Annotated in this window: 25 protein-coding genes; 23 read left to right on the top strand and 2 right to left on the bottom strand. The window is 43.0% G+C overall.

Going from position 1 to position 24298, the window contains the following annotated elements; translation table 11 throughout:
* Window positions 1-51: 51 nt before the first annotated feature.
* The 5 genes from sat to N521_RS15745 all read left to right on the top strand — a co-directional run bounded on the left by sat (window position 52) and on the right by N521_RS15745 (window position 3927).
* Window positions 52-1188, top strand: coding sequence for a sulfate adenylyltransferase (sat, locus tag N521_RS15765; protein ID WP_024720328.1), 1137 nt, complete (start codon window positions 52-54; stop codon window positions 1186-1188).
* Between the two features lie 13 nt (window positions 1189-1201).
* Window positions 1202-1795, top strand: a complete 594-nt coding sequence (cysC, locus tag N521_RS15760) for an adenylyl-sulfate kinase (protein WP_008344911.1) — start codon at window positions 1202-1204, stop codon at window positions 1793-1795.
* Window positions 1796-1823: 28 nt separating this feature from the next.
* The gene (gene cobA / locus N521_RS15755) at window positions 1824-2579 is read left to right on the top strand and encodes a uroporphyrinogen-III C-methyltransferase (protein ID WP_024720329.1); all 756 of its coding nucleotides are present in this window, start codon (window positions 1824-1826) and stop codon (window positions 2577-2579) included.
* A gap of 78 nt (window positions 2580-2657) precedes the next feature.
* Window positions 2658-3443, top strand: coding sequence for a sirohydrochlorin chelatase (locus N521_RS15750; RefSeq protein WP_025207310.1), 786 nt, complete (start codon window positions 2658-2660; stop codon window positions 3441-3443).
* Complete coding sequence (locus N521_RS15745) at window positions 3424-3927, top strand: precorrin-2 dehydrogenase/sirohydrochlorin ferrochelatase family protein (protein WP_025207311.1); 504 nt, start codon at window positions 3424-3426, stop codon at window positions 3925-3927. The genes N521_RS15750 and N521_RS15745 overlap by 20 nt, the downstream gene beginning before the upstream one ends.
* A gap of 31 nt (window positions 3928-3958) precedes the next feature.
* Here N521_RS15745 and N521_RS15740 read toward each other — a convergent pair whose 3' ends face one another.
* Entirely contained in the window at window positions 3959-5668 is a 1710-nt protein-coding gene (locus N521_RS15740; protein ID WP_035392109.1) for an Rqc2 family fibronectin-binding protein, read from the bottom strand.
* A gap of 165 nt (window positions 5669-5833) precedes the next feature.
* Here N521_RS15740 and N521_RS15735 point away from each other — a divergent pair, with 165 nt between their 5' ends.
* From N521_RS15735 to spoVM, 17 genes are all read left to right on the top strand, one after another.
* A complete protein-coding gene (locus N521_RS15735; RefSeq protein WP_035392107.1) occupies window positions 5834-8509 on the top strand; it encodes a calcium-translocating P-type ATPase, SERCA-type in 2676 nt (891 codons plus the stop codon).
* An 83-nt stretch (window positions 8510-8592) separates the two neighbouring features.
* Window positions 8593-9468: a YicC/YloC family endoribonuclease gene (locus N521_RS15730; RefSeq protein WP_007499682.1), complete on the top strand. Its 876-nt coding sequence runs from the start codon at window positions 8593-8595 to the stop codon at window positions 9466-9468.
* 76 nt (window positions 9469-9544) lie between these two features.
* Window positions 9545-9814 (top strand): extracellular matrix/biofilm regulator RemA, encoded by a 270-nt coding sequence (remA, locus tag N521_RS15725; protein WP_008344898.1) that lies wholly within the window; start codon window positions 9545-9547, stop codon window positions 9812-9814.
* 9 nt (window positions 9815-9823) lie between these two features.
* A complete protein-coding gene (gene gmk, locus N521_RS15720; RefSeq protein WP_007499680.1) occupies window positions 9824-10438 on the top strand; it encodes a guanylate kinase in 615 nt (204 codons plus the stop codon).
* Between the two features lie 3 nt (window positions 10439-10441).
* Window positions 10442-10645: a DNA-directed RNA polymerase subunit omega gene (gene rpoZ / locus N521_RS15715; RefSeq protein WP_008344896.1), complete on the top strand. Its 204-nt coding sequence runs from the start codon at window positions 10442-10444 to the stop codon at window positions 10643-10645.
* Between the two features lie 115 nt (window positions 10646-10760).
* On the top strand, window positions 10761-11978 hold the full coding sequence (gene coaBC, locus N521_RS15710; protein ID WP_025207314.1) for a bifunctional phosphopantothenoylcysteine decarboxylase/phosphopantothenate--cysteine ligase CoaBC: 1218 nt from the start codon (window positions 10761-10763) through the stop codon (window positions 11976-11978).
* Window positions 11975-14383, top strand: a complete 2409-nt coding sequence (gene priA / locus N521_RS15705) for a primosomal protein N' (protein ID WP_025207315.1) — start codon at window positions 11975-11977, stop codon at window positions 14381-14383. The genes coaBC and priA overlap by 4 nt, the downstream gene beginning before the upstream one ends.
* Before the next feature lie 15 nt (window positions 14384-14398).
* Window positions 14399-14881, top strand: coding sequence for a peptide deformylase (gene def / locus N521_RS15700; RefSeq protein WP_017359337.1), 483 nt, complete (start codon window positions 14399-14401; stop codon window positions 14879-14881).
* A 5-nt stretch (window positions 14882-14886) separates the two neighbouring features.
* Complete coding sequence (gene fmt, locus N521_RS15695) at window positions 14887-15840, top strand: methionyl-tRNA formyltransferase (RefSeq protein WP_017359336.1); 954 nt, start codon at window positions 14887-14889, stop codon at window positions 15838-15840.
* On the top strand, window positions 15827-17170 hold the full coding sequence (rsmB, locus tag N521_RS15690) for a 16S rRNA (cytosine(967)-C(5))-methyltransferase RsmB (RefSeq protein WP_035392103.1): 1344 nt from the start codon (window positions 15827-15829) through the stop codon (window positions 17168-17170). The genes fmt and rsmB overlap by 14 nt, the downstream gene beginning before the upstream one ends.
* Before the next feature lie 3 nt (window positions 17171-17173).
* Complete coding sequence (gene rlmN / locus N521_RS15685; protein ID WP_007499669.1) at window positions 17174-18262, top strand: dual-specificity RNA methyltransferase RlmN; 1089 nt, start codon at window positions 17174-17176, stop codon at window positions 18260-18262.
* Between the two features lie 3 nt (window positions 18263-18265).
* Window positions 18266-19036, top strand: coding sequence for a Stp1/IreP family PP2C-type Ser/Thr phosphatase (locus N521_RS15680; RefSeq protein ID WP_034647887.1), 771 nt, complete (start codon window positions 18266-18268; stop codon window positions 19034-19036).
* Window positions 19030-20985 (top strand): Stk1 family PASTA domain-containing Ser/Thr kinase, encoded by a 1956-nt coding sequence (gene pknB / locus N521_RS15675; RefSeq protein WP_017359108.1) that lies wholly within the window; start codon window positions 19030-19032, stop codon window positions 20983-20985. Before N521_RS15680 ends, pknB begins: the two co-directional genes overlap by 7 nt.
* 12 nt (window positions 20986-20997) lie before the next feature.
* Window positions 20998-21894: a ribosome small subunit-dependent GTPase A gene (gene rsgA, locus N521_RS15670; RefSeq protein ID WP_035392100.1), complete on the top strand. Its 897-nt coding sequence runs from the start codon at window positions 20998-21000 to the stop codon at window positions 21892-21894.
* A gap of 3 nt (window positions 21895-21897) precedes the next feature.
* Window positions 21898-22548, top strand: a complete 651-nt coding sequence (rpe, locus tag N521_RS15665; RefSeq protein ID WP_035392097.1) for a ribulose-phosphate 3-epimerase — start codon at window positions 21898-21900, stop codon at window positions 22546-22548.
* A gap of 59 nt (window positions 22549-22607) precedes the next feature.
* Window positions 22608-23252 carry a thiamine diphosphokinase gene (locus N521_RS15660; protein WP_035392095.1) on the top strand — a complete coding sequence of 215 codons (645 nt, stop codon included), beginning with the start codon at window positions 22608-22610 and terminating at the stop codon, window positions 23250-23252.
* Window positions 23253-23323: 71 nt separating this feature from the next.
* A complete protein-coding gene (spoVM, locus tag N521_RS15655; RefSeq protein ID WP_008354550.1) occupies window positions 23324-23404 on the top strand; it encodes a stage V sporulation protein SpoVM in 81 nt (26 codons plus the stop codon).
* Window positions 23405-23473: 69 nt separating this feature from the next.
* On the opposite strand, the gene rpmB is transcribed toward spoVM, so the two are convergent.
* A complete protein-coding gene (gene rpmB / locus N521_RS15650) occupies window positions 23474-23662 on the bottom strand; it encodes a 50S ribosomal protein L28 (protein ID WP_003212514.1) in 189 nt (62 codons plus the stop codon).
* Window positions 23663-23933: 271 nt separating this feature from the next.
* Here rpmB and N521_RS15645 point away from each other — a divergent pair, with 271 nt between their 5' ends.
* Window positions 23934-24296: an Asp23/Gls24 family envelope stress response protein gene (locus N521_RS15645; RefSeq protein ID WP_008344871.1), complete on the top strand. Its 363-nt coding sequence runs from the start codon at window positions 23934-23936 to the stop codon at window positions 24294-24296.
* Window positions 24297-24298: the final 2 nt, after the last annotated feature.

The following is a 24298-nucleotide window of genomic DNA, read 5'->3' as shown; positions in this document are numbered from 1 at the left end:
ATCCGACTATTAACATCTAATAAATATGAACATTGAGAGGAAGATGAACAAATGAGTTTAACACCACATGGTGGCGTATTAATTAATCGAGTAAATGAAGAATTTGATCTAAGCACAGCTGCGAAAGAAATTGAGCTGGATGCCATCTCTTTTGCAGACCTTGAACTCATCGCAATTGGCGGGTATAGTCCAATTGAAGGGTTTTTAACGAAAGCTGATTATGAAGCAGTTGTCAGCAGTATGCGACTAGCAAGTGGTGTCGTTTGGTCTCTTCCGATTACTTTGCCTGTCACAAAGGAAAAAGCAGCGGAGATCAATCGAGGTGACATTGTTCGTCTATCGTATAATGGAACAGTATACGGGGTCATTGAGGTAGAAGATCAATACACACCTGATAAGGAAAAAGAAGCAGTGAATGTGTATAAAACAGATGACCGCAATCACCCAGGCGTGAAAAAATTATTTGAACGCGGTGATACGTATATTGGTGGTAAAATTACACTGACGAAACGCAGTGAAAAACCTTTCCCGCAATTTACGTATGAGCCAGAAGAAACAAGAAAACATTTTAAAGAAAACGGCTGGAAAACCATTGTTGGTTTCCAAACGAGAAACCCAGTCCATCGTGCGCATGAATACATTCAAAAGACAGCACTGGAAACAGTGGATGGTCTATTTCTAAATCCACTTGTTGGTGAAACAAAATCTGATGATATTCCAGCAGATGTAAGAATGAAAAGCTATCAAGTGTTACTGAACGGTTATTACCCGAAAGACCGCGTCTTTTTAGGTGTTTTTCCTGCTGCCATGCGTTATGCTGGACCAAAGGAAGCGATTTTTCATGCGCTTGTGCGTAAAAATTATGGCTGTACACATTTTATTGTCGGCAGAGATCATGCAGGTGTTGGTGATTATTACGGCACATACGAAGCGCAGGAGCTATTTGAACAATTTACAAGCGAAGAAATTGGGATCACACCATTAAAATTTGAGCACAGCTTTTACTGCAATACATGTGAAGCCATGGCAACACCAAAAACATGCCCACATGATAAAAGCGAACATGTCATTCTTTCAGGTACAAAGGTTAGAACGATGCTGAGAAATGGTGAATTACCACCGAGCACGTTCAGCCGAAAAGAAGTCATTGAAACATTAATCGAAGGATTAAAAACGACGGTATCTTAAAGGAGGGTATGACATGAGCAACGAACATATCGTGTGGCATGATTCATCTATTACTAAAAAAGAATATCAACAGAAAAACAACCATACAAGCGGGATCATTTGGCTGACAGGACTAAGCGGTTCAGGTAAATCGACGATCGCCAACGCAGCGGCTCGAGAGCTGTTTGAACAGGGGTACCAAGTGACAGTTCTTGACGGCGATAACGTACGCCATGGACTCAATAAAGACTTAGGCTTTTCAGATGACGACAGAAAAGAGAACATTCGGCGCATCGGTGAAGTGGCGAAATTATTTGTTGAGCAAGGAACGATAGTTATTACTGCTTTTATTTCACCATTTCAAGAAGACCGCCAAATCGTAAGACAGTTAGTCGAAGACGGAGAATTTCACGAAGTGTTTGTGAAATGTGATCTGAACGTGTGTGAAGAGCGTGATCCAAAGGGATTATATAAAAAAGCAAGAAACGGCGAAATTCCATTTTTCACGGGAATCGATTCACCATATGAAGAGCCAGCTGCGCCTGAGCTCGTCCTAGATACAGGTGAATTATCACGCGAGGAGTCAAAACAGCGCCTTGTTGATTATGTAAAGGATAAAACGAAATAATCGCCTGATGGCAGGGGGAGAAAGCAAGATGGGGAAAGTATACATTGTTGGTGCCGGACCGGGTGACCCAGACTTAATTACGCTAAAGGCCCATAAGGCAATACAGCAGGCAGATGTCATTTTATATGATCGTCTTGTCAATCAAGAGATTCTTGCCCATGCCAAACCGGAGGCGGAGTTGATCTATTGCGGCAAACTGCCGAATCATCATACGATGAGACAGGAAGCGATTAATGAAGCGCTTGTTGCTCATGCGAAGGAAGGGAACATAGTCGTTCGTCTAAAAGGCGGTGATCCCTTTGTATTTGGTCGCGGCGGTGAAGAAATCGAATGCTTAGCTGAGCATGGTATTCCGTATGAAGTTGTCCCGGGGATTACTTCTGGCATTGCAGCGGCTGCTTATGCAGGCATTCCAGTCACGCACCGAGAATTCAGCTCAAATGTTGCGTTTGTGACAGGGCATTATCAAAAGGATGAACATTTTGAAGAAAAGTGGGAAGCGCTGGCGACGGGGATTGATACCCTTGTCATTTACATGGGCGTCAAAAACGTGGAAAGAGTCCAGCGGCTGCTTTTGAAAAATGGGCGGAATCCTGAAACCCCAGCTGCGTTTATTCACTGGGGAACGACCACAAGGCAAAAGACGACTTGCTGCACGGTGGCGACACTATCTAAAACGGTTGAAAAAGAAGGGATCGAGCACCCAAGTTTAATTGTGGTAGGAGATGTCGTTCACTTTCATCAAAAGTTGAACTGGTTTGAACCAGCACTGATTGAGAAATGAGAACAAAAAGGTGAAAAGACACGTGTAGACATCGTGTCTTTTCGTCTGAATAAAACTAAGGTCGCAAGGAGGAGTCAAATGAAACAAGCTGTCCTTTATGTTGGGCATGGAAGCAGGGTAAAAGAAGCACAGGATAAAGCCATTTCTTTTATGAAAAGCTGTATGCCGTTAGTCGAAGCAGATATCCAAGAAATTTGTTTTTTAGAGTTGACGGACCCTTCAATCGAAGAAGGGTTTGAGACTTGTGTACAAAAAGGAGCAACCCACATTGCGATCGTCCCGCTCCTCCTTTTAACTGCCATGCATGCCAAATCAGATATTCCAGATGAGATTGTGAAAGTACAAAAACGTTTCCCACAAGTGAAGGTGACATATGGAAGACCTATAGGCGTGAACCAAGAAGTCACGAAAGCTGTTATCGCAAGGATTGAAGAAGCTGGATACAAGGGAGAGCGTGCAAAAATTCTCTTAATTGGCCGCGGAAGCTCTGATCCAGATGTAAAGCGGGATGTGTTTGGCATTGCAGATGATGTCCGAAGTTTGTTGCCTTGTGCAGAGGTTTTTCCGTGTTTTATTACAGCGTGTGAACCGAATTATCGTGACGTCTTAGCACAGTTAACAGTAGATGATGATACGCCTGTCTATCTCGTGCCTTATCTTTTATTTACCGGCATTTTAATGAAAGAGATTGAGAGTGAAGCGAATCAGGCGAGAGAGCGGCTGCGAGATGTCCGTGTCTGCCGATACATTGGGTTTCATCCCCATGTAAAAGCAGCTTATATTGAACGTGTGCAGGAAACCATCTTAAACAAAGAGGATGCGTTTCGTTTTCAAGGAGAAAGCCATGCTTCCAGTTCATCTTGATCTAACCAATAAACACGTGCTAATTGCCGGCGGAGGAAGGGTTGCGGCTAGAAGGACGAGTGCGCTATGCATGGAGCCATGCAGCATAACCATTGTGAGCCCTGACATTTGTGATGAAATGGCGAATCTCATTGAGACATATCAGCTGACTTGGAAGAAAAAGAAAGTTGATGCGGAAGATGTAAAGGATGCATTTTTAATTGTCGCTGCTACAGACGATGCTTCAGTAAACGAGTGGATGACGCAATCAGCGCTTCCTCATCAGCTCGTCAACTGTGTGAGCCAGTCAGAGCTAGGCAATGTGATTGTGCCAAAGGTTGTAAGGGCAGGAAAAGTAACAATCTCCATATCTACGAGTGGTGCAAGCCCAGCCCGCACTAAACAGCTGGCTGCGGCCATTGAGACCTTGCTTGAACAAGAGGATGTAGATGCACTGGATGAGCTCTATATAGAAAGAAAAAAAAGACAAAGAAAAAGCCGATAAAATCTCATCTAAAAATTTAATCGGCTCTTTTTTATTTTCTCAGCTTTAGGACAACATCCTCATCAGGCGTCACAAATAATGTTTGCTGCTGATCATACGTGACAAAGCCCGGTTTTGCTCCGTTTGGTTTTTTCACATGCCGGATTTTCGTATAATCGACAGGGACGGAGCTTGATTCTTTTGCCTTCGAGAAGTAGGCAGCAATTTGTGCCGCTTCAAGCAAGGTTTGTTCATCAGGCGCTTTGTGACGAATGACAACATGTGATCCAGGAATATCCTTTGTGTGAAGCCAAATGTCATCACGAGCTGCCGCCTTTGTGGTCAAATATTCGTTTTGCTTGTTGTTTTTTCCAACGAGAATCGGAACACCTTGAGAAGATTCATACGTTTCCAGTTGAATGGCCGATGGTTTCTTCTTTTTGGCGTTGCGTTTTTGTTTGGGACGCAAATATTTTCCTTCCACCAGTTCTTCTCTTATTTCCTCTAAATCTTTTGGTGAGGCAGAGGACAGCTGCTGGATCAGCTCGTCAAAATAAACAATTTCTTCATGTGTTCGCTCAATTTGTTCATTTACGGCCTCTACTGCATTTTTTGCCTTTTGGTATTTTGTAAAATACGCTTGTGCATTTTCAGAAGGGGTTTTGTTTGTTTTGAGCGGGATCGTGATCTCTCCGCCTTCTTCATCATAATAATTGATAACAGTCGCTTCTTTATCCCCTTTTTTAATCGCATATATATTGGCAGTAAGCAATTCACCATAAAGCTGATACTTATGCGCATTTTGAGATTCTTCAAGTGTTCTTGTTAGTTTTTTCAGCTTGTTTTCATTTTTCTTTTTTTCATTGGCAACAAAACGTTCAAGATCAGCCGCCTGCTGTTTGACTCTGTCTCTTTCAGCTTTTCCGAAATAAAAACGGTCAAGTAGCTCGCTAAGAGAATCAAATGTCTTCATGTCACCATCGACGTGCTGAAGTTCTAATAAATAAAAATACTCTTTCCCATCTTTTCTCGTGAGCTGAGGGGTAAAAGAATGCGCCTGAATGAGCTGAAACATCTCGAGCAATGTACTTGGAATCGTTTCCTGATTGGCAAGACCGGCCCTGTGGACAGCTTCCTTAGCAAACAGCGGAGAAACCCCAGAGAATGTATCGACAATTTGATTGGCGATTTTCCCTTCTTGAAAACGTAAATGCTTTAAAATATCTTCCTTCGTCACGTCAAAAGGATTCAGCTTTTGCTGTGCCGGCGGCAGAAGATATTGATGTCCGGGTAGCACCGTTCGATAGCTGTTCACAGATGGAGAAAGATGTTTCAGTCCGTCAATGATCTGCTCCGTTTCGTCCTCCACGAGAATTAAGTTGCTGTGCCGGCCCATAATTTCAATATATAGCTTACGGGTTTGTTCATCGCCAATTTCATTTCGGCTTCGCACGTGCAGCACGATCACCCGATCTAACCCAATTTGTTCAAAACGTTCAATGAACCCACCCTCAAGATGTTTTCTGAGGAGCATACAAAACATTGGCGGTTCGCTCGGATTATCATCATGGTGCTCAGTGAGCTGTACCCTTGCATAGCTCGGGTGAGCGGATAAAAGAAGCTTATGATTCTTCCCCTTTGACCGGATATGAAAAATCAGCTCATGCTTGTATGGCTGATGTATTTTCGAAATTCTTCCGCCAGTTAATGTTTCTTGCAATTCATTTGTCATACCGTATGTAAAAATGCCGTCAAATGACATGTTGGATACACCCTCTTCTTTCACACAAATCTACTGAAAGAACCTTACGTTTTCTCGTTCTTTAGGCAGTCTTATTATTATAGCATGATTTAGGACGAGTCTGAATAAACTGGCTTATAGAACACTGCATAAGAGAGAGAACAAAAGAGGAGTGGACGAGGTCAAATGAATTGGCATGAACTGAACCAAACCGATTTATTAAAAACAATGAATACATCGATAGGTGACGGACTGTCAGAAAAAGATGTGCAAAAGCGGCTTGAAAAGCATGGGCCAAATGAATTACAGGAAGGGAAAAAGGTGTCGGCGTTCGTTATTTTTTTAGCGCAATTTAAAGACTTTATGGTGTTAATCCTGCTTGCGGCAACGATTATTTCTGCTTTTTTAGGTGAATACATTGATGCTGTGGCGATTGTGGCGATTGTGCTGATAAATGGTGTGCTTGGCTTTTATCAGGAACGCCGTGCGGAAAAGTCCCTCCAAGCACTAAAGGAATTATCAACGCCGCATGTCTATGCAAGGAGAAACAATGAATGGGTCAAGATCCCGTCCAAGCACCTCGTGCCGGGAGATATTGTGAAGTTTTCAAGCGGGGACCGAATTGGAGCAGATATCAGATTACTAGAAACAAAGAGTTTGGAAATCGAAGAATCTGCCCTCACTGGAGAGTCCATCCCAGCGGTCAAACATGCGAGTCCGCTCTCGCGAGATCATGTCTCACTTGGAGATTTGACGAACATGGCCTTTATGGGGACGCTTGTCACGAGGGGAAGCGGTGTAGGGGTTGTCATTGGTACAGGGATGAATACGGCGATGGGACAAATTGCCGGTATGCTGGATTCAGCAGGTAATATGGAAACACCGCTGCAAAGACGCCTTGAGCAGCTGGGGAAAATTTTAATTGTTGCTGCATTATTTTTAACTGTTCTTGTGGTTGTTCTTGGTGTGGTGCAAGGTCATGATTTGTATCATATGTTCTTAGCGGGTGTATCTCTCGCTGTTGCTGCGATTCCAGAAGGACTGCCGGCGATCGTCACTGTCGCACTTTCCCTAGGTGTGCAGCGGATGATTAAACAAAAATCCATTGTCAGAAAGCTGCCGGCTGTGGAAACACTCGGCTGCGCCTCGATTATTTGCTCAGATAAAACAGGCACAATGACACAAAATAAAATGACAGTGACACATGTATGGGCAGAGGGGAAAACGTGGAATATTTCTGGCACTGGGTACGAGCCGTCAGGTGATTTTACCTTAAACGGAGAACTTGTCCATGTAGACAAACATCCAAGCCTGCAAAAGGTGCTATTATACGGAGCACTTTGTAATACATCAACCATCTTTGAAAAAGACGGAGAGATGAGACTTGATGGTGATCCGACAGAAGGAGCACTTCTAACCGCTGCGCGTAAAGCGGGTTTTACAGAGCAATTCATCGAAGCGGGATTTCGTGTGGTGGAGGAATTCCCTTTTGACTCTGAAAGAAAAATGATGTCAGTCGTCGTGGAAACGAATCAGAAGGAGCGGTATGTCATTGCCAAAGGGGCGCCAGATGTGCTGATGAACCGTTCAAGTCATATGATGCACGGCGGACGCACCGCCTCATTTTCAAAGGCCCACCGGCAAGAAACAGAAGCTGCCATTCAAGGTTTAGCAAGACAAGCGCTTAGAACCATTGCGATTGCATATAAAAAAGTAAGCCTGACAGAAAAAATCACCTCTGTTCAGCAGGCAGAAACTGGCCTCACATTTATCGGTCTAGAGGGCATGATTGATCCACCTCGTCCTGAAGTGAGACGAGCGATTAAAGAATGCCGGGATGCTGGCATTAAAACAGTGATGATTACAGGCGATCACGTAGAAACGGCTAAAGCGATCGCTAAAGATTTAAGTCTCTTACCGAAGCAAGGAAAGGTGCTTGATGGAAAAGCTCTGGATCAGCTAAGCGACAAAGAGCTGGAGCAAACAGCAGAAGATGTGTACGTCTTTGCCCGTGTATCACCTGAGCATAAACTGAGAATTGTGAAGGCCTATCAAAAAAATGGCCATATTGTCGCGATGACAGGTGATGGGGTGAATGATGCGCCAGCGATTAAACAGGCGGATATTGGTATATCCATGGGGATTACCGGAACAGACGTTGCCAAAGAAGCTTCTTCTCTTATTTTGCTTGATGACAACTTTGCGACCATTAAATCCGCTATTAAAGAGGGCCGGAATATTTATGAAAACATTCGCAAATTTGTCCGCTATTTGCTGGCATCGAATGTGGGAGAGATTTTGGTCATGCTGTTTGCGATGCTTCTTGCGCTTCCATTGCCTCTCGTTCCAATTCAAATTTTGTGGGTAAACCTTGTCACAGACGGCTTGCCGGCTATGGCACTTGGAATGGATAAACCAGAAGGCGAGGTCATGAAGAGAAAGCCGCGCAACATGAAAGAGGGGATTTTTGCAAGAGGACTTGGTTGGAAGGTCATATCAAGAGGGTTTCTGATCGGGATTGCCACTTTGTTAGCCTTTATGTTTGTGTATCACCGTGATCCGAACAATCTTCAATATGCGCAGACGGTTGCATTCAGCACACTCGTTTTGGCGCAGCTCATTCATGTTTTTGACTGCCGCAGTGAACGGTCTATTTTTGAACGCAATCCATTCGGGAATATGTACTTGATCGGCGCCGTTGTGTCTTCCCTGCTGCTGATGCTTGTGGTCATTTATTATCCGCCGCTTCAGCCAATTTTCAAAACGGTGGCGGTCGCACCAGTCGATTGGCTTCTGATCATCGGTATGTCTGCATTGCCAACTTTTTTACTGGCAGGATCACTTTTGACAAGAAAAAAATAATTGGTTATGGTATAATTTTGAGGTAATAGTGTCTGCTATTACCTTTTTCATTTTATTAATATGAAAGAATTGGGTGTTTTCACATGATACGCAGTATGACGGGATTCGGCCAAGCGAGTAAAACGGATGGTGAACTGACAGTGTCAGTTGAGCTAAAATCGGTCAATCACCGTTTTAAAGAGGTTCATGCCCGTTTGCCGAGGCCGCTTTTATATTTCGAAGATACATTAAAAAAAATCATTCTTCGTCACGTGCAGCGCGGTCGAATTGAGCTGTTTGTTACGATTGAAGGCGGTAAACTTGCAAGCCGGTCTTTACAGATTGACTGGCCGCTGCTTGATGAATATATGAAAGCCGCAAAAGACCTTGAGGACCGCTATCATATTTCAGGTATTCAGCATGCACATGACTTACTGAAGCTGGAACAGGCTGTTCAGGTGGAAGAGTCAGTCAGCCGAAATGAGCAGCTGGAGCATTTGCTGATAGACACTTGTGAAGAAGCTGTCAAGGAGCTTTGCTTCATGAGAGAGCAGGAGGGAACATCACTTCAAAAAGACTGTGAACTCAGGCTGTCTGAACTCGAGGCATTTACAGAAGAAATCAAAGTGTTTGCACCAGAGGTTGTGAGTCAGTACAAAGAACGATTGAATCAAAGATTGCAAGAATGGATCGGAGAGGCGCTTGAAGAGAGTAGGCTGACCACAGAAGCGGCCATCTTTGCTGATCGCTGTGACATTACAGAAGAGATTACCAGGCTGAAAAGTCATTTTCAGCAGTTCCAGCAAATTTTGACGCAAGGCGGCGCTGCCGGACGAAAGCTTGACTTTCTTGTACAGGAGCTCAACCGTGAAGTGAACACGATTGGATCAAAAGCAAACCATCACCATTTAACAAAGCTGGTGGTTGAAATGAAAAGCGCTATTGAAAAAATAAAAGAACAAGTGCAAAATATAGAATAGTCATTGTGTATGCTGTTTACAGTGCGTCTCTTTCGGCGAGACTAGAGACGTTTATATTACAGGGGGACGAAAGAAGATGACCATAAAGTTGATCAATATCGGATTTGGAAACATCATTTCAGCGAATCGGATGATTTCGATCGTCAGTCCGGAATCAGCACCGATTAAACGAATGATACAAGACGCAAGAGATCGAGGCATGCTCATTGATGCGACATACGGAAGAAGAACCCGTGCTGTTGTCATTATGGACAGTGACCATGTCATCTTATCTGCCGTTCAGCCTGAGACTGTCGCGCAAAGACTTTCTGTAAAAGAAGAAATCATAGATGAAGGGCAGGGGTAATACGCCATTATGAAAGAAAGAGGACTTTTAATCGTTCTCTCTGGACCTTCGGGAGTTGGAAAAGGAACGGTCAGACAAGCCATTTTCTCCCAGGAAGATACGAAATTTGAATACTCTATTTCTGTGACAACCCGCAAACCGCGTGAAGGTGAAAGAAATGGTGTTGATTATTTCTTTAAAACCAGGGAAGAATTTGAACATATGATTGAAAACAAAAAGCTGTTAGAATGGGCAGAATATGTCGGGAATTACTACGGCACGCCTGTTGACTATGTAGAACAAACATTGAGCGAAGGAAAAGATGTTTTCCTTGAAATCGAAGTGCAAGGTGCACTTCAAGTAAGAGAAGCATTCCCGGAAGGTCTCTTTATTTTCCTTGCACCGCCAAGTCTTTCAGAACTTCAAAACCGCATTATTACACGCGGGACAGAATCTGAGGATCTCATCCGTAACCGAATGGCTGCTGCAAAAGAAGAAATTGAAATGATGGATGCTTATGACTATGTCGTTGAAAACGACGATGTCGAGCTTGCATGTGAAAGAATTAAAGCGATCGTCCTTGCAGAGCACCTGCGAAGAGACAGAGTCGCACCAAGATATAAAAAAATGCTGGGGGTAGAATAAACCATGTTAGATCCTTCAATTGACTCATTGATGAACAAACTTGACTCAAAATATACACTTGTCACAGTGTCTGCACGCCGTGCACGTGAAATGCAAATCCATCAAGATCAACAAATCGAAAACACAAAATCCTACAAATTTGTAGGGAAAGCTCTTGAAGAAATCGATGCTGGTCTTTTGACATTTGAAAAAGAAGAGCAAGAATAACATCGCTTCTGCTATGCAGATACGATACGTTCAAAAAAGTCAAAACTATGATTGGTTTTGACTTTTTTGAATTGTAGACGAATTTGTGAAAAAGGCCGTTAAGGGGGACAAACAAATGTTACAGTCAAAAAATATTTTACTCGGCGTCAGCGGAGGAATCGCCGTATATAAAGCAGCTGCACTCACTAGTAAACTCGTACAGGCAGGCGCAAACGTAAGAGTGATTATGACAGAATCTGCCCGTGAGTTTGTGTCTCCGCTCACCTTTCAAGCCCTATCTCGGCATGAGGTGTATGTGGATACATTTAAAGAAAACAATCCAAAAGTCATAGCGCATATTGATGTAGCTGACTGGGCCGATCTCATTCTTGTTGCCCCTGCAACAGCACATACCATTGGTAAAATGGCCGCAGGACTTGCTGATGATATGCTCACAACGACCTTGCTTGCTTCAACAGCTCCTGTATGGGTTGCACCGGCTATGAATGTGCACATGTATGACCATCCAGCTGTCAAGCGAAACATCCGCACTTTATATGAAGACGGCTACCGGTTTATAGAGCCAAGTGAAGGCTATTTAGCATGCGGCTACATTGGAAAAGGACGCTTAGAGGAGCCTGAAAAAATTGTTGAACACATCCGTGCGTTTTTTGATGAGCCAACCAGCTTGCCGCTTTCAGGCAAAAAAGTCGTGGTCACAGCTGGTCCTACACGAGAAGTGATCGACCCTGTTCGTTTCCTTTCAAATCGATCTTCTGGGAAAATGGGCTATGCCATTGCAGAAGCTGCCGAGCAAATGGGGGCTGATGTCACGCTCATTTCAGGACCTGTTTCGTTAACTGCACCTGAGCATGTCGATGTAGTGCAAGTGGAATCGGCTGAGGAGATGTATCAAGCAGCGTTAGAGGTGTACGAGTCAGCAGATATAGTGATAAAATCAGCAGCCGTTGCCGATTATACGCCTGTCACGACGTATTCTCATAAAATGAAAAAACAAGACGGTGAACTAGCGGTTGAATTTAAGCGGACGAAAGATATTTTAAAAGAGCTTGGGAAAAGAAAAGAACATCAGGTCCTAGTCGGCTTTGCAGCTGAGACGCAGGATGTTGAATACTATGCGAAAAAGAAAATCGAATCCAAGCATTTAGATATGATTGTCGCGAACAATGTTGCAGCAGAGGGCGCAGGCTTTGGCACAGATACAAATGTCGCAGCATTGATCAAAGCAGACGGAACAAAAAAAGAGCTGCCAATGATGAGCAAAAAAGATCTTGCCTTTGAAATCTTACAGGAGGCAAAGCAGCTGCTGCCAAAAGAGCGTGATCGAGCATGATTGCTGAAGTGATCGTCGATGTCACAACGAAAGCCATTGACAGGCCATTTGACTATCGTGTGCCAGACCGCTTTAAAGGCCTTGTCAAGGCTGGTATGAGGGTAGTGGTTCCTTTTGGCCCAAGGAAGATTCAAGGGTTTGTGACAAAAATCAAAGAAGAAACAGACGTACAGTCAGGAAATATCAAGGACATTGTCGATTTATTTGATTTATCTCCTGTTCTGACAGATGAGCTATTGGAGCTTTCCCACTGGCTGACGGAAAAAACATTGTCCTATCATATTACGGCGCTTCAATCGATGCTTCCAGCAGCGATGAAAGCAAAATATGAAAAAGAAATTCAGGTGTTATCAGCTGAGGAACTTCCGCAGTCATTGAAAGAGCTTTTCGGTCAGCAAGAGAGCATCCTTTACGCTGACATTCCGCCTGAACAGCTGAAGCCTATTCAAAAGCATGTCCAAAAAGGTCATCTAGAAGTCAGATATCACGTCTCACAAAAATCCGGAAAGAAAAAGGTGCGGACACTTCAGGTAGCAGTTACGAAAGAAAAACTTGAAGAAAAGCAGGAACAGTTAAAGAAAAATGCGGTGAAACAGAAGGCGCTGCTTGCCTTTTTACTTCAAGCGAATGAAACGACGTTTTTAGCAAAAGATTTGCAGCAGCAAACAGGTGCTAGTTCTCAAACGATAAAAGCCTTGATTCAAGAAGGCCTGTTAACAGAAAGCTATGAAGAGATTTATCGAGATCCTTATCGGGATAGGGAGTTTACACCATCTACTCCTCTTGATCTCACAACAGAGCAAGCAGAAGCGGCAAAACCCATTCATCAAGCAGTGAGCGATGAAAAACATGAAACGTTTTTACTGCACGGGGTCACAGGAAGCGGTAAAACCGAAATTTATTTACAGACGATTGATCATGTCCTCCAAAAGGGAAAAGAAGCGATCGTCCTAGTTCCTGAAATTTCATTAACGCCTCAAATGGTCCAGCGTTTTAAAGAGCGCTTCGGCTCCAATGTGGCTGTCCTTCATAGCGGCTTATCGACTGGGGAAAAATACGATGAATGGCGGAAAATCCACCGCAAGGAAGTCAAACTTGTCGTTGGCGCAAGATCGGCTGTTTTTGCCCCGTTTGAGAATTTAGGAATGATCATTATAGATGAAGAACACGAATCTTCATATAAACAAGAAGAAATGCCTCGGTATCATGCGAAAGATGTGGCCATTGAACGAGCAGGGCGGCACCAATGTCCGGTTGTATTAGGCAGTGCAACGCCTTCACTTGAGTCATATGCGCGTGCAAAAAAGGGTGTGTATACACTGCTGACGCTCAAACGGCGCGTCAATCAGCAGCAGCTGCCGCACGTTTCGTTAATTGATATGAGAGAAGAATTAAGAAACGGCAACCGCTCCATGTTCTCAGAAGAATTAATGCTCAGGTTAAAAGAAGTACTTGAAAGGAAAGAGCAGGCGGTTTTATTTCTCAATAAAAGAGGTTATTCATCCTTTGTGATGTGCCGGGATTGCGGATATGTGGAACAATGTCCTCATTGTGAGATATCTCTCACTTATCACCGCTTTCAAAAACGGCTGAAGTGCCATTACTGCGGTCACGAAGCTCCTGTACCTGCAGAATGTCCAGAATGCCATAGTGAGCATATTCGCTATTTTGGTACAGGCACGCAGCGTGTGGAAGAAGAGCTGACGAAGGTATTGCCAGAAGCAAGGGTCATCCGAATGGATGTAGATACAACCTCTCGGAAAGGCGCACACGAAAAGCTTCTCACGTCCTTTGGTAATAAAGAAGCAGACATTCTGCTTGGGACGCAAATGATTGCAAAAGGATTAGACTTCCCAGATGTTACACTTGTCGGTGTCCTTAGTGCGGATACGTCTCTTCACATCCCTGATTTTCGTTCAAGTGAAAAAACGTTTCAGCTTCTCACGCAAGTAAGCGGACGTGCGGGACGTCATGAAAAAGCGGGGTCAGTCATTATTCAATCATATACACCTTCGCATTATAGTATTGAATTAACCAAACAGCATGATTATGAAGCCTTTTATGAGCAAGAGATGTTGCACCGTCGTCATCAGTCCTATCCGCCATTTTATTTTTTGGCGATGGTGACTGTATCACATGAAGAAGTGACGAAGGCAGCGCATGTCACAGACAAAATTGTTCAGTTCTTGAAAATGAATTGTGCACCGAATACAAGGATTCTCGGTCCTGCTGCTTCTCCGATCGCTAAGATCAAAGATAGATATCGATATCAATGCGTGATAAAATACAAAAGGGAAAATGAACTGGCAAGTTTATTACGAAAAATACAAGATCATTATCAAAAAGAAATGGAACAAAAACAGTTGATGATATCAATCGATATGAATCCATATATGATGATGTAAAACGGAGGTCTTTTCGTGGCAATCAAACCGATAGTCTTACATCCTGCAGACGTGCTTGAACAACAAACAGAGCTTGTTGATACATTCGATAAAAAACTGAAAAAACTGCTGGATGATATGTATGATACAATGCTTGAACTAGATGGAGTCGGCCTAGCCGCACCACAAATCGGCATCTCAAAAAGAATCGCCGTGGTCGATATCGGCGAAGATTCTGGGAGGATTGACTTGGTAAATCCTGAGATTCTTGAAGTGGAAGGGAGCCAGACAGACATTGAAGGCTGCCTGAGCTTTCCATCTTTGTACGGAACGGTTGAAAGACCAAATTATGTGAAGGTGAAAGCCTTTGATAAGAAAGGCAAACCATTTACAATAGAAGCAGAAGGATTTTTAGCAAGAGCTTTATTGCATGAAATTGATCACTTAGACGGTGTATTATTCACGTCGAAAATCATTCAAACCTATACAGAAAAAGAACTTGCGGAAATGGAAGGGTGAAGAAAATGGCACGTATCGTATTTATGGGAACCCCTGATTTCTCAGTACCTGTGCTGCAAACACTTATAACAGAAGGATATGAAGTTGTCGGGGTCGTCACACAGCCAGATCGCCCGAAAGGCAGAAAACGAGTACTGACGCCGCCTCCTGTAAAAGTAGAAGCCTTAAAACACGGCATTCCAGTTTTACAGCCTGAAAAGGTACGTCTTGATGAAGAAATTGATAAAGTGCTTGCGTTAAAGCCAGATTTGATCGTAACAGCAGCGTTCGGACAAATTTTGCCAAAAAGATTACTTGATGAACCTGAATTTGGCTGTATCAACGTTCATGCCTCACTGCTGCCAGAACTAAGAGGCGGTGCACCGATCCATTATGCGATCCTGCAAGGCAAAAAGAAAACAGGCGTGACGATCATGTATATGGTAGAAAAGCTTGATGCAGGTGACATGATTAGCAAAGTAGAAGTAGAAATTGATGAATTAGACAACGTCGGAACACTGCACGATAAATTAAGTGTGGCTGGTGCGGCGTTATTAAAAGACACCGTTCCAAATGTGTTAAGCAGGTCTATCTCGCCAATTCCGCAAAATGAAGAGGCAGCAACGTATGCACCAAATATTAAGCGGGAGCAGGAAAGATTAGACTGGACCAAGCCAGGAGAAGAGCTTTACAACCAAGTTCGCGGCTTAAATCCATGGCCAGTTGCCTATACTGAATGGAACGGTGCTAACTTAAAAGTATGGGAAGCGAAAAAAGTTCCGCTTCAAGCACCAGAAGAACCTGGGAAAGTGATTGAGCTTCAAAAAGAAGGACCAGTCGTTGGAACAGGAAATCAGCAAGGCCTTTTATTAACGAGTGTACAGCCCGCTGGAAAGAAAAAAATGAGCGGTGAAGACTTCTTAAGAGGCGCAAATATCGAAATTGGGCAGAAATTAGGGTTAATCAATGAAGAAAAGTAATGTGAGAGAAGTAGCGCTGGACGCTTTAATCAAACTCGAACAAAATCAAGCCTACAGTAACTTGCTTTTGCAGTCAGTGATGAAAGAGAAAGAACTTTCCGATCAAGACAAACCGCTATTAACAGAACTTGTATACGGTACACTGCAAAACAAGCTGGCACTTGATTATATGCTCACACCCTTTGTGAAAAAACCGCAAAAAGTGGCTCCATGGGTGATGCAGCTTTTGCGGATGTCTCTTTATCAGATGGTTTACCTTGAAAAAATTCCAGATCGTGCAGCCATCCATGAAGCAGTGGAACTAACGAAAAAGCGCGGACATAAAGGCATTTCTTCACTAGTCAACGGCGTTTTGCGTTCCGTGCAAAGAGAAGGCGTGCCAGCATTTGATGCGATCAAAGATCCGGTAAAAAGGCTTTCAATAGAGACAAGCCATCCATTGTGGCTCGTACAAGAATGGGTGGAGGCGTACGGTTTTGAAGCAACAGAAAGCATGTGCCGTATTCATTTAGTCCCGCCAAAGCAGACATTGCGTGTCAATCGAATGAAAAAAGACCGCCCTGCACTGCAGCAAGAACTCATGGATGCAGGAATTGAAACAGAGCTCGGCGACTTATCTGAGGATGCACTCAAACTCATGAAAGGATCTATCGTATCTACTCCTTTCTTTCAAGAGGGCTTTGTCACGATTCAAGATGAAAGCTCCATGCTTGTCGCAAGAGCGCTGGATCCTCAGCCGGGAGAAATGGTGCTTGATGCCTGTGCCGCTCCTGGTGGTAAATCAACACATATCGCAGAGCAAATGAACGATGAGGGGAAGATTGTGTCTCTTGATTTACATGAGCACAAAGTAAAACTGATCAAACAGGCAGCAAAGCGTCTAAACTTAACGCATATTGAGGCAAAAGCGCTTGATGCAAGAAAAGCATCCGACCATTATGATGATGCTTCGTTTGACCGTATTCTCATTGATGCACCATGTTCAGGTTTTGGCGTCATCAGACGAAAACCAGATATGAAATATACAAAGTCCTCGGAAGACTCAGCAAGACTTGCGACAATTCAGCAATCGATCTTGCATGAAACAGCCCAGCTGCTAAAGCCAGGCGGAACCCTTGTATACAGTACATGTACAATGGATCCAACAGAAAATCAACAAGTGATTCATGCGTTTTTACAAGAACACCAAGACTTCGAACCCGATCTATCTCTTAATGAACGGCTGCCTGAGCAGGTTGCTCCGTTTGTTCAAAACGGAAGTGTACAAATTCTTCCTCATTATTTCGGAACAGATGGTTTCTTTATTTGCAGCATGAGAAAGAAGGGATAAAAAATGACAGAACAAAAACAAAAAGTAAGAAAAGAACTGAAAACAGACATGCCGTCGATCTACTCGTTTGAGCTAAATGAAATCAAAGACTGGTTAAAGGAACAAGGCGAAAAGCCTTTCCGTGCAACACAAATTTTTGAGTGGCTTTATGAAAAACGCGTCACATCCTTTGATGAAATGTCTAACCTTTCAAAGGAATTAAGAGAAAAATTAAAAGATCAATTCGCCATCACGACTTTAAAAACAGTGATCAAACAAACTTCTCAAGATGGAACGATCAAGTTCTTATTTGAATTACACGATGGCTATACCATTGAAACCGTGCTGATGCGCCACGAATATGGCAACTCTGTCTGCGTCACAACACAGGTTGGCTGTCGGATTGGTTGTACATTCTGTGCATCTACACTTGGCGGTTTGAAACGTAACCTTGAGGCGGGAGAAATTGTGGCCCAAGTATTGAAAGTACAACAGGCGCTTGATGAAACAGATGAACGCGTCAGCTCAGTTGTCATCATGGGTATTGGCGAACCGTTTGATAACTTTGATGAAATGCTTGCATTCCTTAAAATCATTAACCATGACAACGGTTTAAATATTGGTGCACGTCATATTACCGTTTCGACGAGCGGGATCATTCCAAAGATTTATCAATTTGCGGATGAGCAAATGCAAATCAACTTTGCTGTCTCCCTGCACGCACCAAATACTGACATTCGAAGCCGCCTCATGCCAATCAATAAGGCATACAAGCTGCCAAAATTAATGGAAGCTATTGAATATTACATTCAAAAAACAGGCAGACGCGTGAGCTTTGAATACGGTCTGTTTGGCGGAGTCAATGATCAAGTCCATCATGCAGAAGAACTTGCTGATTTATTAAAAGGAATCAAATGCCATGTAAACCTCATCCCGGTGAACTATGTACCAGAAAGAGATTACGTGAGAACACCAAGAGAACAAATCTTCCTATTTGAAAAAACGCTGAAAGAACGAGGCGTAAACGTAACGATTAGACGAGAGCAAGGCCATGATATTGATGCTGCTTGCGGTCAGCTAAGAGCGAAGGAGCGTCAGGAAGAGACGAGGTGACGAATGTTGATAAGGGCAGCCTTTCAAACCGATACAGGAAAAGTCCGTCAGCATAATGAAGATGATGCAGGTATTTTTGAAGCAAAAGAAGACACACTTCTAGCTGTTGTAGCAGATGGAATGGGAGGTCATCTTGCTGGTGATGTAGCCAGCAAGATGGCAGTTTCTTCTTTAAAAGAATACTGGCAGGAAACATCTTCAATTCCAAATAAACCAGCCGATCAAGAAAATTGGTTAATCTCAAAAATTAGCGATATTAATGACCAAGTATACGAACATGCGAAAAACAATGAGGAGTGCCAAGGAATGGGGACGACCATCGTTTGTGCGCTCGTTCATTTGCAAACGGTCACAATTGCCCATATTGGTGACAGCCGCTGCTATTTGCTAAGAGAAGGAGCACTGACCCAATTAACAGATGATCACTCACTAGTGAATGAGTTAGTGAAAACAGGAGAGATTTCAAAAGCGGATGCAGAATATCATCCAAGAAAAAATGTGCTGACCAAAGCGTTAGGAACGGATAAACACGTTCAAATTGATGCACGAACTTTTGAAGTGGACCCAGGAGATCAAATTTTGCTTTGCTCAGACGGATTATCGAATAAAGTAGAAGAAGAGCATTTGATTCAGATTTTATCGCAAACAACCGCACCAGATGAAAAAGTAACAGAGTTAGTTCAAACAGCGAATGACAACGGCGGTGAAGATAACATTACAGCAGTACTGTTAGAAATCTCCTCCCAAACAGAGGAGGGTGACAGCAAGTGTTGATCGGAAAAAGGATCAGCGGCCGTTATCAAATTCTTCGCGCCATAGGCGGAGGCGGAATGGCCAACGTTTATTTGGCGGAGGATATGATTTTAGATCGCGAAGTGGCGATTAAAATTTTACGGTTTGACTTTGCAAGTGATGATGATTTTATTAGACGGTTCCGGCGAGAAGCGCAATCAGCAGCCAGCTTAGATCATCCGAATATTGTCAGTATCTACGATGTAGGAGAAGAAGATGACATTTATTATATTGTCATGGAATATGTCGAAGGGATGACGCTGAAAGAATACATACACGCCAATGGACCGCTTCATCCAAAAGAAGCCGTTCGCATTATGGAGCAAGTCGTTGCGGCGATGGAAGAAGCCCATGCGAAACAGCTCGTCCATCGAGACATTAAGCCTCACAATATATTAATAGACAACTTGGGGAATATCAAAGTCACTGATTTTGGCATTGCCATGGCACTTAGCTCAGCGACCATTACCCATACGAATTCTGTTCTTGGTTCCGTGCATTATTTGTCCCCAGAGCAAGCGCGCGGCGGTCTTGCAACGAAAAAGTCAGACATTTATTCACTTGGTATTGTTCTTTATGAGCTGATTTCAGGACGCATGCCATTTGAAGGAGAATCCGCTGTCAGTGTCGCACTGAAGCATTTGCAATCAGAGCCGCCATCTGTGAGAAGGTGGAATCCTTCTGTACCACAAAGCGTGGAGAACATCATTTTAAAAGCGATGGCCAAAGATCCATTCTATCGATACGAAGATGCATCTGAAATGCAAAAAGACTTAAAAACGGCTTTTGACCCTGCAAGACTAAAAGAAAAGCGCTTTGTCATTGAAGAAGATCATGAAGCAACAAAAGCCATTCCCATTATAAAAGATCATCAAGTCGATCAAGACAATGAAAAAACAGCCGTCCACCCGGTTCAAAAACCAAAGAAAAAAGAGAAACAAAAGCCGAAGAAAAAACGGAAAAAATGGCCGTGGATTGTAGCATCGATCTTATTTGTTTTGACGGCTGCGACCATTTTAGCGATCACGGTCTTCCCAGGATTACTCTTTCCAAAAGACGTAGAGGTGACCGATGTTTCTGGCATGACGGTTGAAAAAGCGGAAGACACCTTGAAGAAAGCCGGATTTACCGTCGCTTCTGAACCCATTGATATTGCCGACGAGAAGATTGAAAAAGGGCTGGTTGTCAAAACAGACCCGAAAATTGGAACAAAGGTAAAAGAAGGGACAGAAATTCAGCTTTATCAAAGTACAGGTAAAGAAAAAACCGAATTACCTGATGTAACAGGTGAAAAGGTCGAGAAAGCAAAAGAACGATTAGAGAAAAAAGGGTTTAAACAGGTTGTTGTAGAGGAAGTGAATGATAATGACACAGAATCAGGCATTGTCATGGAACAGAAACCTTCCGCGAATACAGAACTTGTCGCAGCAGATGAAGAAGTCACATTGACCGTCAGTATAGGCCCTGCCGATATTACCTTACGGGATTTAACGACCTATAGTAAACAGGCCGCATCAAATTATCTAGAGGATAATGGACTAAAGCTAGATGAAAAAGAAGCATATTCTGACGATGTGCCAAAAGGTGAGGTCATGAAGCAAGAACCGGGAGCTGGGACAGCTGTTAAACCTGGTGATACGGTCAAAATTACGTTCTCTCTTGGACCAAAAGAGAAACCAGCCAAAACAGTGACTGAAAAGATTGCGATCCCATATGAACCAGAAACAGAAGGACAAGAAATGAATGTTCAAATATCTATTGATGATGCAGAACATAGCATTTCTGATTTATATGAAACCTTTAAAATCACTGCTCCCACTGAGCGAACGATTAAATTTAAGATAGAACCTGGTCAAAAAGGATACTATCAGGTGACTGTGGATGATAAAGTAGTAAGCTCCAAAACGATTGAATACCCTGATGATGAATAAAGGAGGGACTTTATGCCTGAGGGCAAAATTATTAAAGCATTAAGCGGATTTTATTATGTGCTGGATGAGTCTCTAGAAAGTGGCAAAGTAATTCAGTGTAGAGCAAGAGGGATTTTTCGTAAAAACAAAATAACCCCTCTTGTTGGAGATTATGTCGTCTATCAAGCAGATAACGATAAGGAAGGCTATTTGCTGGAAGTAAAAGAGCGGACCAATGAGCTGGTTCGGCCGCCTATTAGCAACGTTGATCAAGCGGTGCTCATTTTCTCAGCAGCAGAGCCGACCTTTAGTACATCGCTGTTAGACAGATTCCTAGTGCTTGTTGAAGAGAGCCAGATTGAACCGATTATCTGCATCACAAAAATGGACTTGCTGAAAACAGAGCAAGAGCGAGAAACGATTCAAGCCTATGCAGAAGACTATCGCCAAATTGGATACGACGTTCATTTAACATCGACGATCGAAGGGGATGGAATTGAAAAGCTGACCCCGCATTTCCATCACAAGATTACTGTTTTTGCAGGTCAATCGGGTGTAGGGAAGTCTTCCCTCTTAAATGCGATGAGTCCTGATTTAGCACTGAAAACAAATGATATTTCCTCCCATCTTGGCAGGGGGAAACATACAACAAGACATGTGGAACTCATTCGAACGGCTGAAGGGCTCATTGCCGATACACCAGGATTTAGCTCGCTTGAATTTACAGGTATCGAAGCGGAAGATTTAGGGCTCTATTTCTTAGAAATCAGAGAGAAGAGTGCAGAATGTAAATTCAGAGGCTGTTTGCACGTAAAAGAGCCTGGATGTGCAGTAAAAGAGGCAGTAGAACACGATCGCATCAGAGAGTATCGCTATCAGCATTATTTAGAGTTTTTAACTGAAATTAAAGACAGAAAGCCGAGGTACTAAATCATGGTTTATATTGCCCCATCCATTTTATCAGCCGATTTTGCCAATCTTGCGAAAGATATCCGTGATGTGGAACAAGGTGGAGCGGATTATATTCATATTGATGTGATGGACGGTCATTTTGTACCGAATATGACATTTGGACCAAATGTAGTGGAGGCGATCAGGCCGCATACAAAGCTGCCGCTCGATGTTCACTTAATGATTGAGCAGCCAGACCAGTATATCCCTGCATTTGCAAAAGCGGGCGCTGATATTATTTCTGTTCATGTCGAGGCGTGTCCACACTTACATCGCACGATTCAGCATATAAAAGAACAAGGTGTCAAAGCAGGGGTTGTTTTAAACCCGCACACACCCGTTTCTCAAATCGCGCATGTATTAGAGGATGTTGACCTCGTCTTATTCATGACGGTGAACCCTGGTTTTGGCGGACAGGCGTTTATTCCTGCTGTTCTCTCAAAGGTAAAAGAAGTAAAGACACTTAGTGAACAAAAAGGCTTAACTGATTTACTCATTGAAATAGATGGCGGTGTCAATGTAGAGACAGCAAAGAGCTGCAAAGAAGCAGGCGCTAATCTACTTGTTGCCGGCTCAGCGGTATATGGGAAAGACGACCGCGCGGCGGCCATTCAGGCCATTCGAGAAGCATAAGAAAAAGAACCAAAGTCATTGTGATCTTTGGTTCTTTTTCAATGGAGAGGAGCGTAAGCATGCACATACATATCGTAGCCGGCGGTCCTTTTGCGTACATCCCGCCGCTTGATCATGAAGCATCTGAGGAGGACATTCTCTGGATCGGCGTAGACCGGGGAACCCTTTTCTTACTAGAGCATGGCATTGTACCTGACAGAGCATTTGGTGATTTTGATAGTGTGACAGAAGAGGAGCTTCATGAACTGAAAAAGAAATTGCCTGCACTCAATCTATTTCAGGCAGAGAAAGATGAAACAGATTTAGAACTTGCGCTGAACTGGTCTTTGCGTCAGAATCCAGCACATATTCAAATTTACGGCATCACAGGCGGGAGAGCAGATCATTTTCTTGGGAATATCCATCTCCTTTATAAAGGCATTCAGCACAAACAGAGCATGACCCTTGTAGATAAACAAAATATTATTCAAATGTTTGGACCTGGTACATACGACATCAAACAAGACCCGGATAAAAAATATGTGTCGTTTTTGCCCTTCGGTACATCGGTTGAAAAGCTGACATTAAAAGGTTTCAAATATCCTCTGAAAAATTGTCATATTGAGCCTGGTTCCACACTATGTATTAGTAACGAACTCATCCACTCAAATGGTACTTTTTCTTTTCATGAAGGCATATTAATAATGGTAAGAAGCAAAGATTGACCAACCTATCAATGTGGATGGCTGATTAAGCTCAATTGTGCTGCAAGCGGTACTTTTAGGAGGGGGACAAAATGAAATTTTATACAATCAAACTGCCTAGATTTCTTGGCGGCATTGTCCGTGCGATGCTTGGTTCATTTAAGAAAGATTAATGAGTAATCTCCTTTATTTCCACATAAAAACGCCTGCTACATTTAACTGTAGCAGGCGTTTACTCTTGCTTATACACGCTCAACTTTACCAGATTTCAAAGCTCGAGCTGATACATATACTCTTTTAGGCTTACCGTCCACTAGAATACGAACTTTTTGAAGGTTCGCGCCCCATGTACGTTTTGTAGAGTTCATTGCGTGAGAACGGTTGTTCCCAGCTTTTGTTTTTCTGCCTGTAATAACGCATTTACGTGCCATTTGTTTCCCTCCTAACTGCGAAAACATCATCATATTCTTCATATACGTACTTAGAGATGCCTCAAGATACTTTAATAATTTACCACAGCTTCAAGGGGTTTGCAAGGATTGTTTGCTCCTCTTTCAAGAAAAATACCTTGACATCTTGATAAAAATTCAAGGCTATAGTATAAGTAGGATTGGGTCGGATTGAATGATTTCTTTTAAAAAGAAGGGTCTTATAGTAAAATAGTGATAACTCAGGGCAATTTCTCAAAAAGGGGGAACCAATGTGTCCATTGAACTTAGAACGAAATACGGACAAATTGATATATCAAATGAAGTCATTGCAATGGTGGCAGGAGGCGCTGCGATCGATTGCTATGGTATTGTTGGCATGGCGTCCAAAAATCAAATAAAGGACGGCTTGACGGATATTCTCCGCAAAGAGAACTTCAGCCGGGGTGTTCTTGTGCGTCAAAAAGAAGATCGCATTCATATTGATATGTACATCATCGTCAGCTACGGTACAAAAATATCAGAAGTCGCACATAATGTTCAAACGAAAGTCAAATATACGATTCATCACACGATTGGACTTTCAGTTGACTCAGTCAACATTTATGTACAAGGAGTAAAAGTTACGAACCCGTAGTA

Origin of the sequence: Bacillus sp. UNC125MFCrub1.1, from assembly GCF_000701305.1 — a bacterium.
Classification (GTDB): domain Bacteria; phylum Bacillota; class Bacilli; order Bacillales; family Bacillaceae; genus Bacillus; species Bacillus altitudinis.
This window is presented reverse-complemented; position numbering and strand designations above follow the sequence as displayed.

What these genes read in the sequence shown, in the direction of transcription:
- sat (WP_024720328.1), top strand. Translation starts at nt 52, where the DNA reads ATGAGTTTAACACCACATGGTGGCGTATTAATTAATCGAGTAAATGAA.
- cysC (WP_008344911.1), top strand. Translation starts at nt 1,202, where the DNA reads ATGAGCAACGAACATATCGTGTGGCATGATTCATCTATTACTAAAAAA.
- cobA (WP_024720329.1), top strand. Translation starts at nt 1,824, where the DNA reads ATGGGGAAAGTATACATTGTTGGTGCCGGACCGGGTGACCCAGACTTA.
- N521_RS15750 (WP_025207310.1), top strand. Translation starts at nt 2,658, where the DNA reads ATGAAACAAGCTGTCCTTTATGTTGGGCATGGAAGCAGGGTAAAAGAA.
- N521_RS15745 (WP_025207311.1), top strand. Translation starts at nt 3,424, where the DNA reads ATGCTTCCAGTTCATCTTGATCTAACCAATAAACACGTGCTAATTGCC.
- N521_RS15740 (WP_035392109.1), bottom strand. Translation starts at nt 5,668, where the DNA reads ATGTCATTTGACGGCATTTTTACATACGGTATGACAAATGAATTGCAA.
- N521_RS15735 (WP_035392107.1), top strand. Translation starts at nt 5,834, where the DNA reads ATGAATTGGCATGAACTGAACCAAACCGATTTATTAAAAACAATGAAT.
- N521_RS15730 (WP_007499682.1), top strand. Translation starts at nt 8,593, where the DNA reads ATGATACGCAGTATGACGGGATTCGGCCAAGCGAGTAAAACGGATGGT.
- remA (WP_008344898.1), top strand. Translation starts at nt 9,545, where the DNA reads ATGACCATAAAGTTGATCAATATCGGATTTGGAAACATCATTTCAGCG.
- gmk (WP_007499680.1), top strand. Translation starts at nt 9,824, where the DNA reads ATGAAAGAAAGAGGACTTTTAATCGTTCTCTCTGGACCTTCGGGAGTT.
- rpoZ (WP_008344896.1), top strand. Translation starts at nt 10,442, where the DNA reads ATGTTAGATCCTTCAATTGACTCATTGATGAACAAACTTGACTCAAAA.
- coaBC (WP_025207314.1), top strand. Translation starts at nt 10,761, where the DNA reads ATGTTACAGTCAAAAAATATTTTACTCGGCGTCAGCGGAGGAATCGCC.
- priA (WP_025207315.1), top strand. Translation starts at nt 11,975, where the DNA reads ATGATTGCTGAAGTGATCGTCGATGTCACAACGAAAGCCATTGACAGG.
- fmt (WP_017359336.1), top strand. Translation starts at nt 14,887, where the DNA reads ATGGCACGTATCGTATTTATGGGAACCCCTGATTTCTCAGTACCTGTG.
- rsmB (WP_035392103.1), top strand. Translation starts at nt 15,827, where the DNA reads ATGAAGAAAAGTAATGTGAGAGAAGTAGCGCTGGACGCTTTAATCAAA.
- rlmN (WP_007499669.1), top strand. Translation starts at nt 17,174, where the DNA reads ATGACAGAACAAAAACAAAAAGTAAGAAAAGAACTGAAAACAGACATG.
- N521_RS15680 (WP_034647887.1), top strand. Translation starts at nt 18,266, where the DNA reads ATGTTGATAAGGGCAGCCTTTCAAACCGATACAGGAAAAGTCCGTCAG.
- rsgA (WP_035392100.1), top strand. Translation starts at nt 20,998, where the DNA reads ATGCCTGAGGGCAAAATTATTAAAGCATTAAGCGGATTTTATTATGTG.
- rpe (WP_035392097.1), top strand. Translation starts at nt 21,898, where the DNA reads ATGGTTTATATTGCCCCATCCATTTTATCAGCCGATTTTGCCAATCTT.
- N521_RS15660 (WP_035392095.1), top strand. Translation starts at nt 22,608, where the DNA reads ATGCACATACATATCGTAGCCGGCGGTCCTTTTGCGTACATCCCGCCG.
- spoVM (WP_008354550.1), top strand. Translation starts at nt 23,324, where the DNA reads ATGAAATTTTATACAATCAAACTGCCTAGATTTCTTGGCGGCATTGTC.
- rpmB (WP_003212514.1), bottom strand. Translation starts at nt 23,662, where the DNA reads ATGGCACGTAAATGCGTTATTACAGGCAGAAAAACAAAAGCTGGGAAC.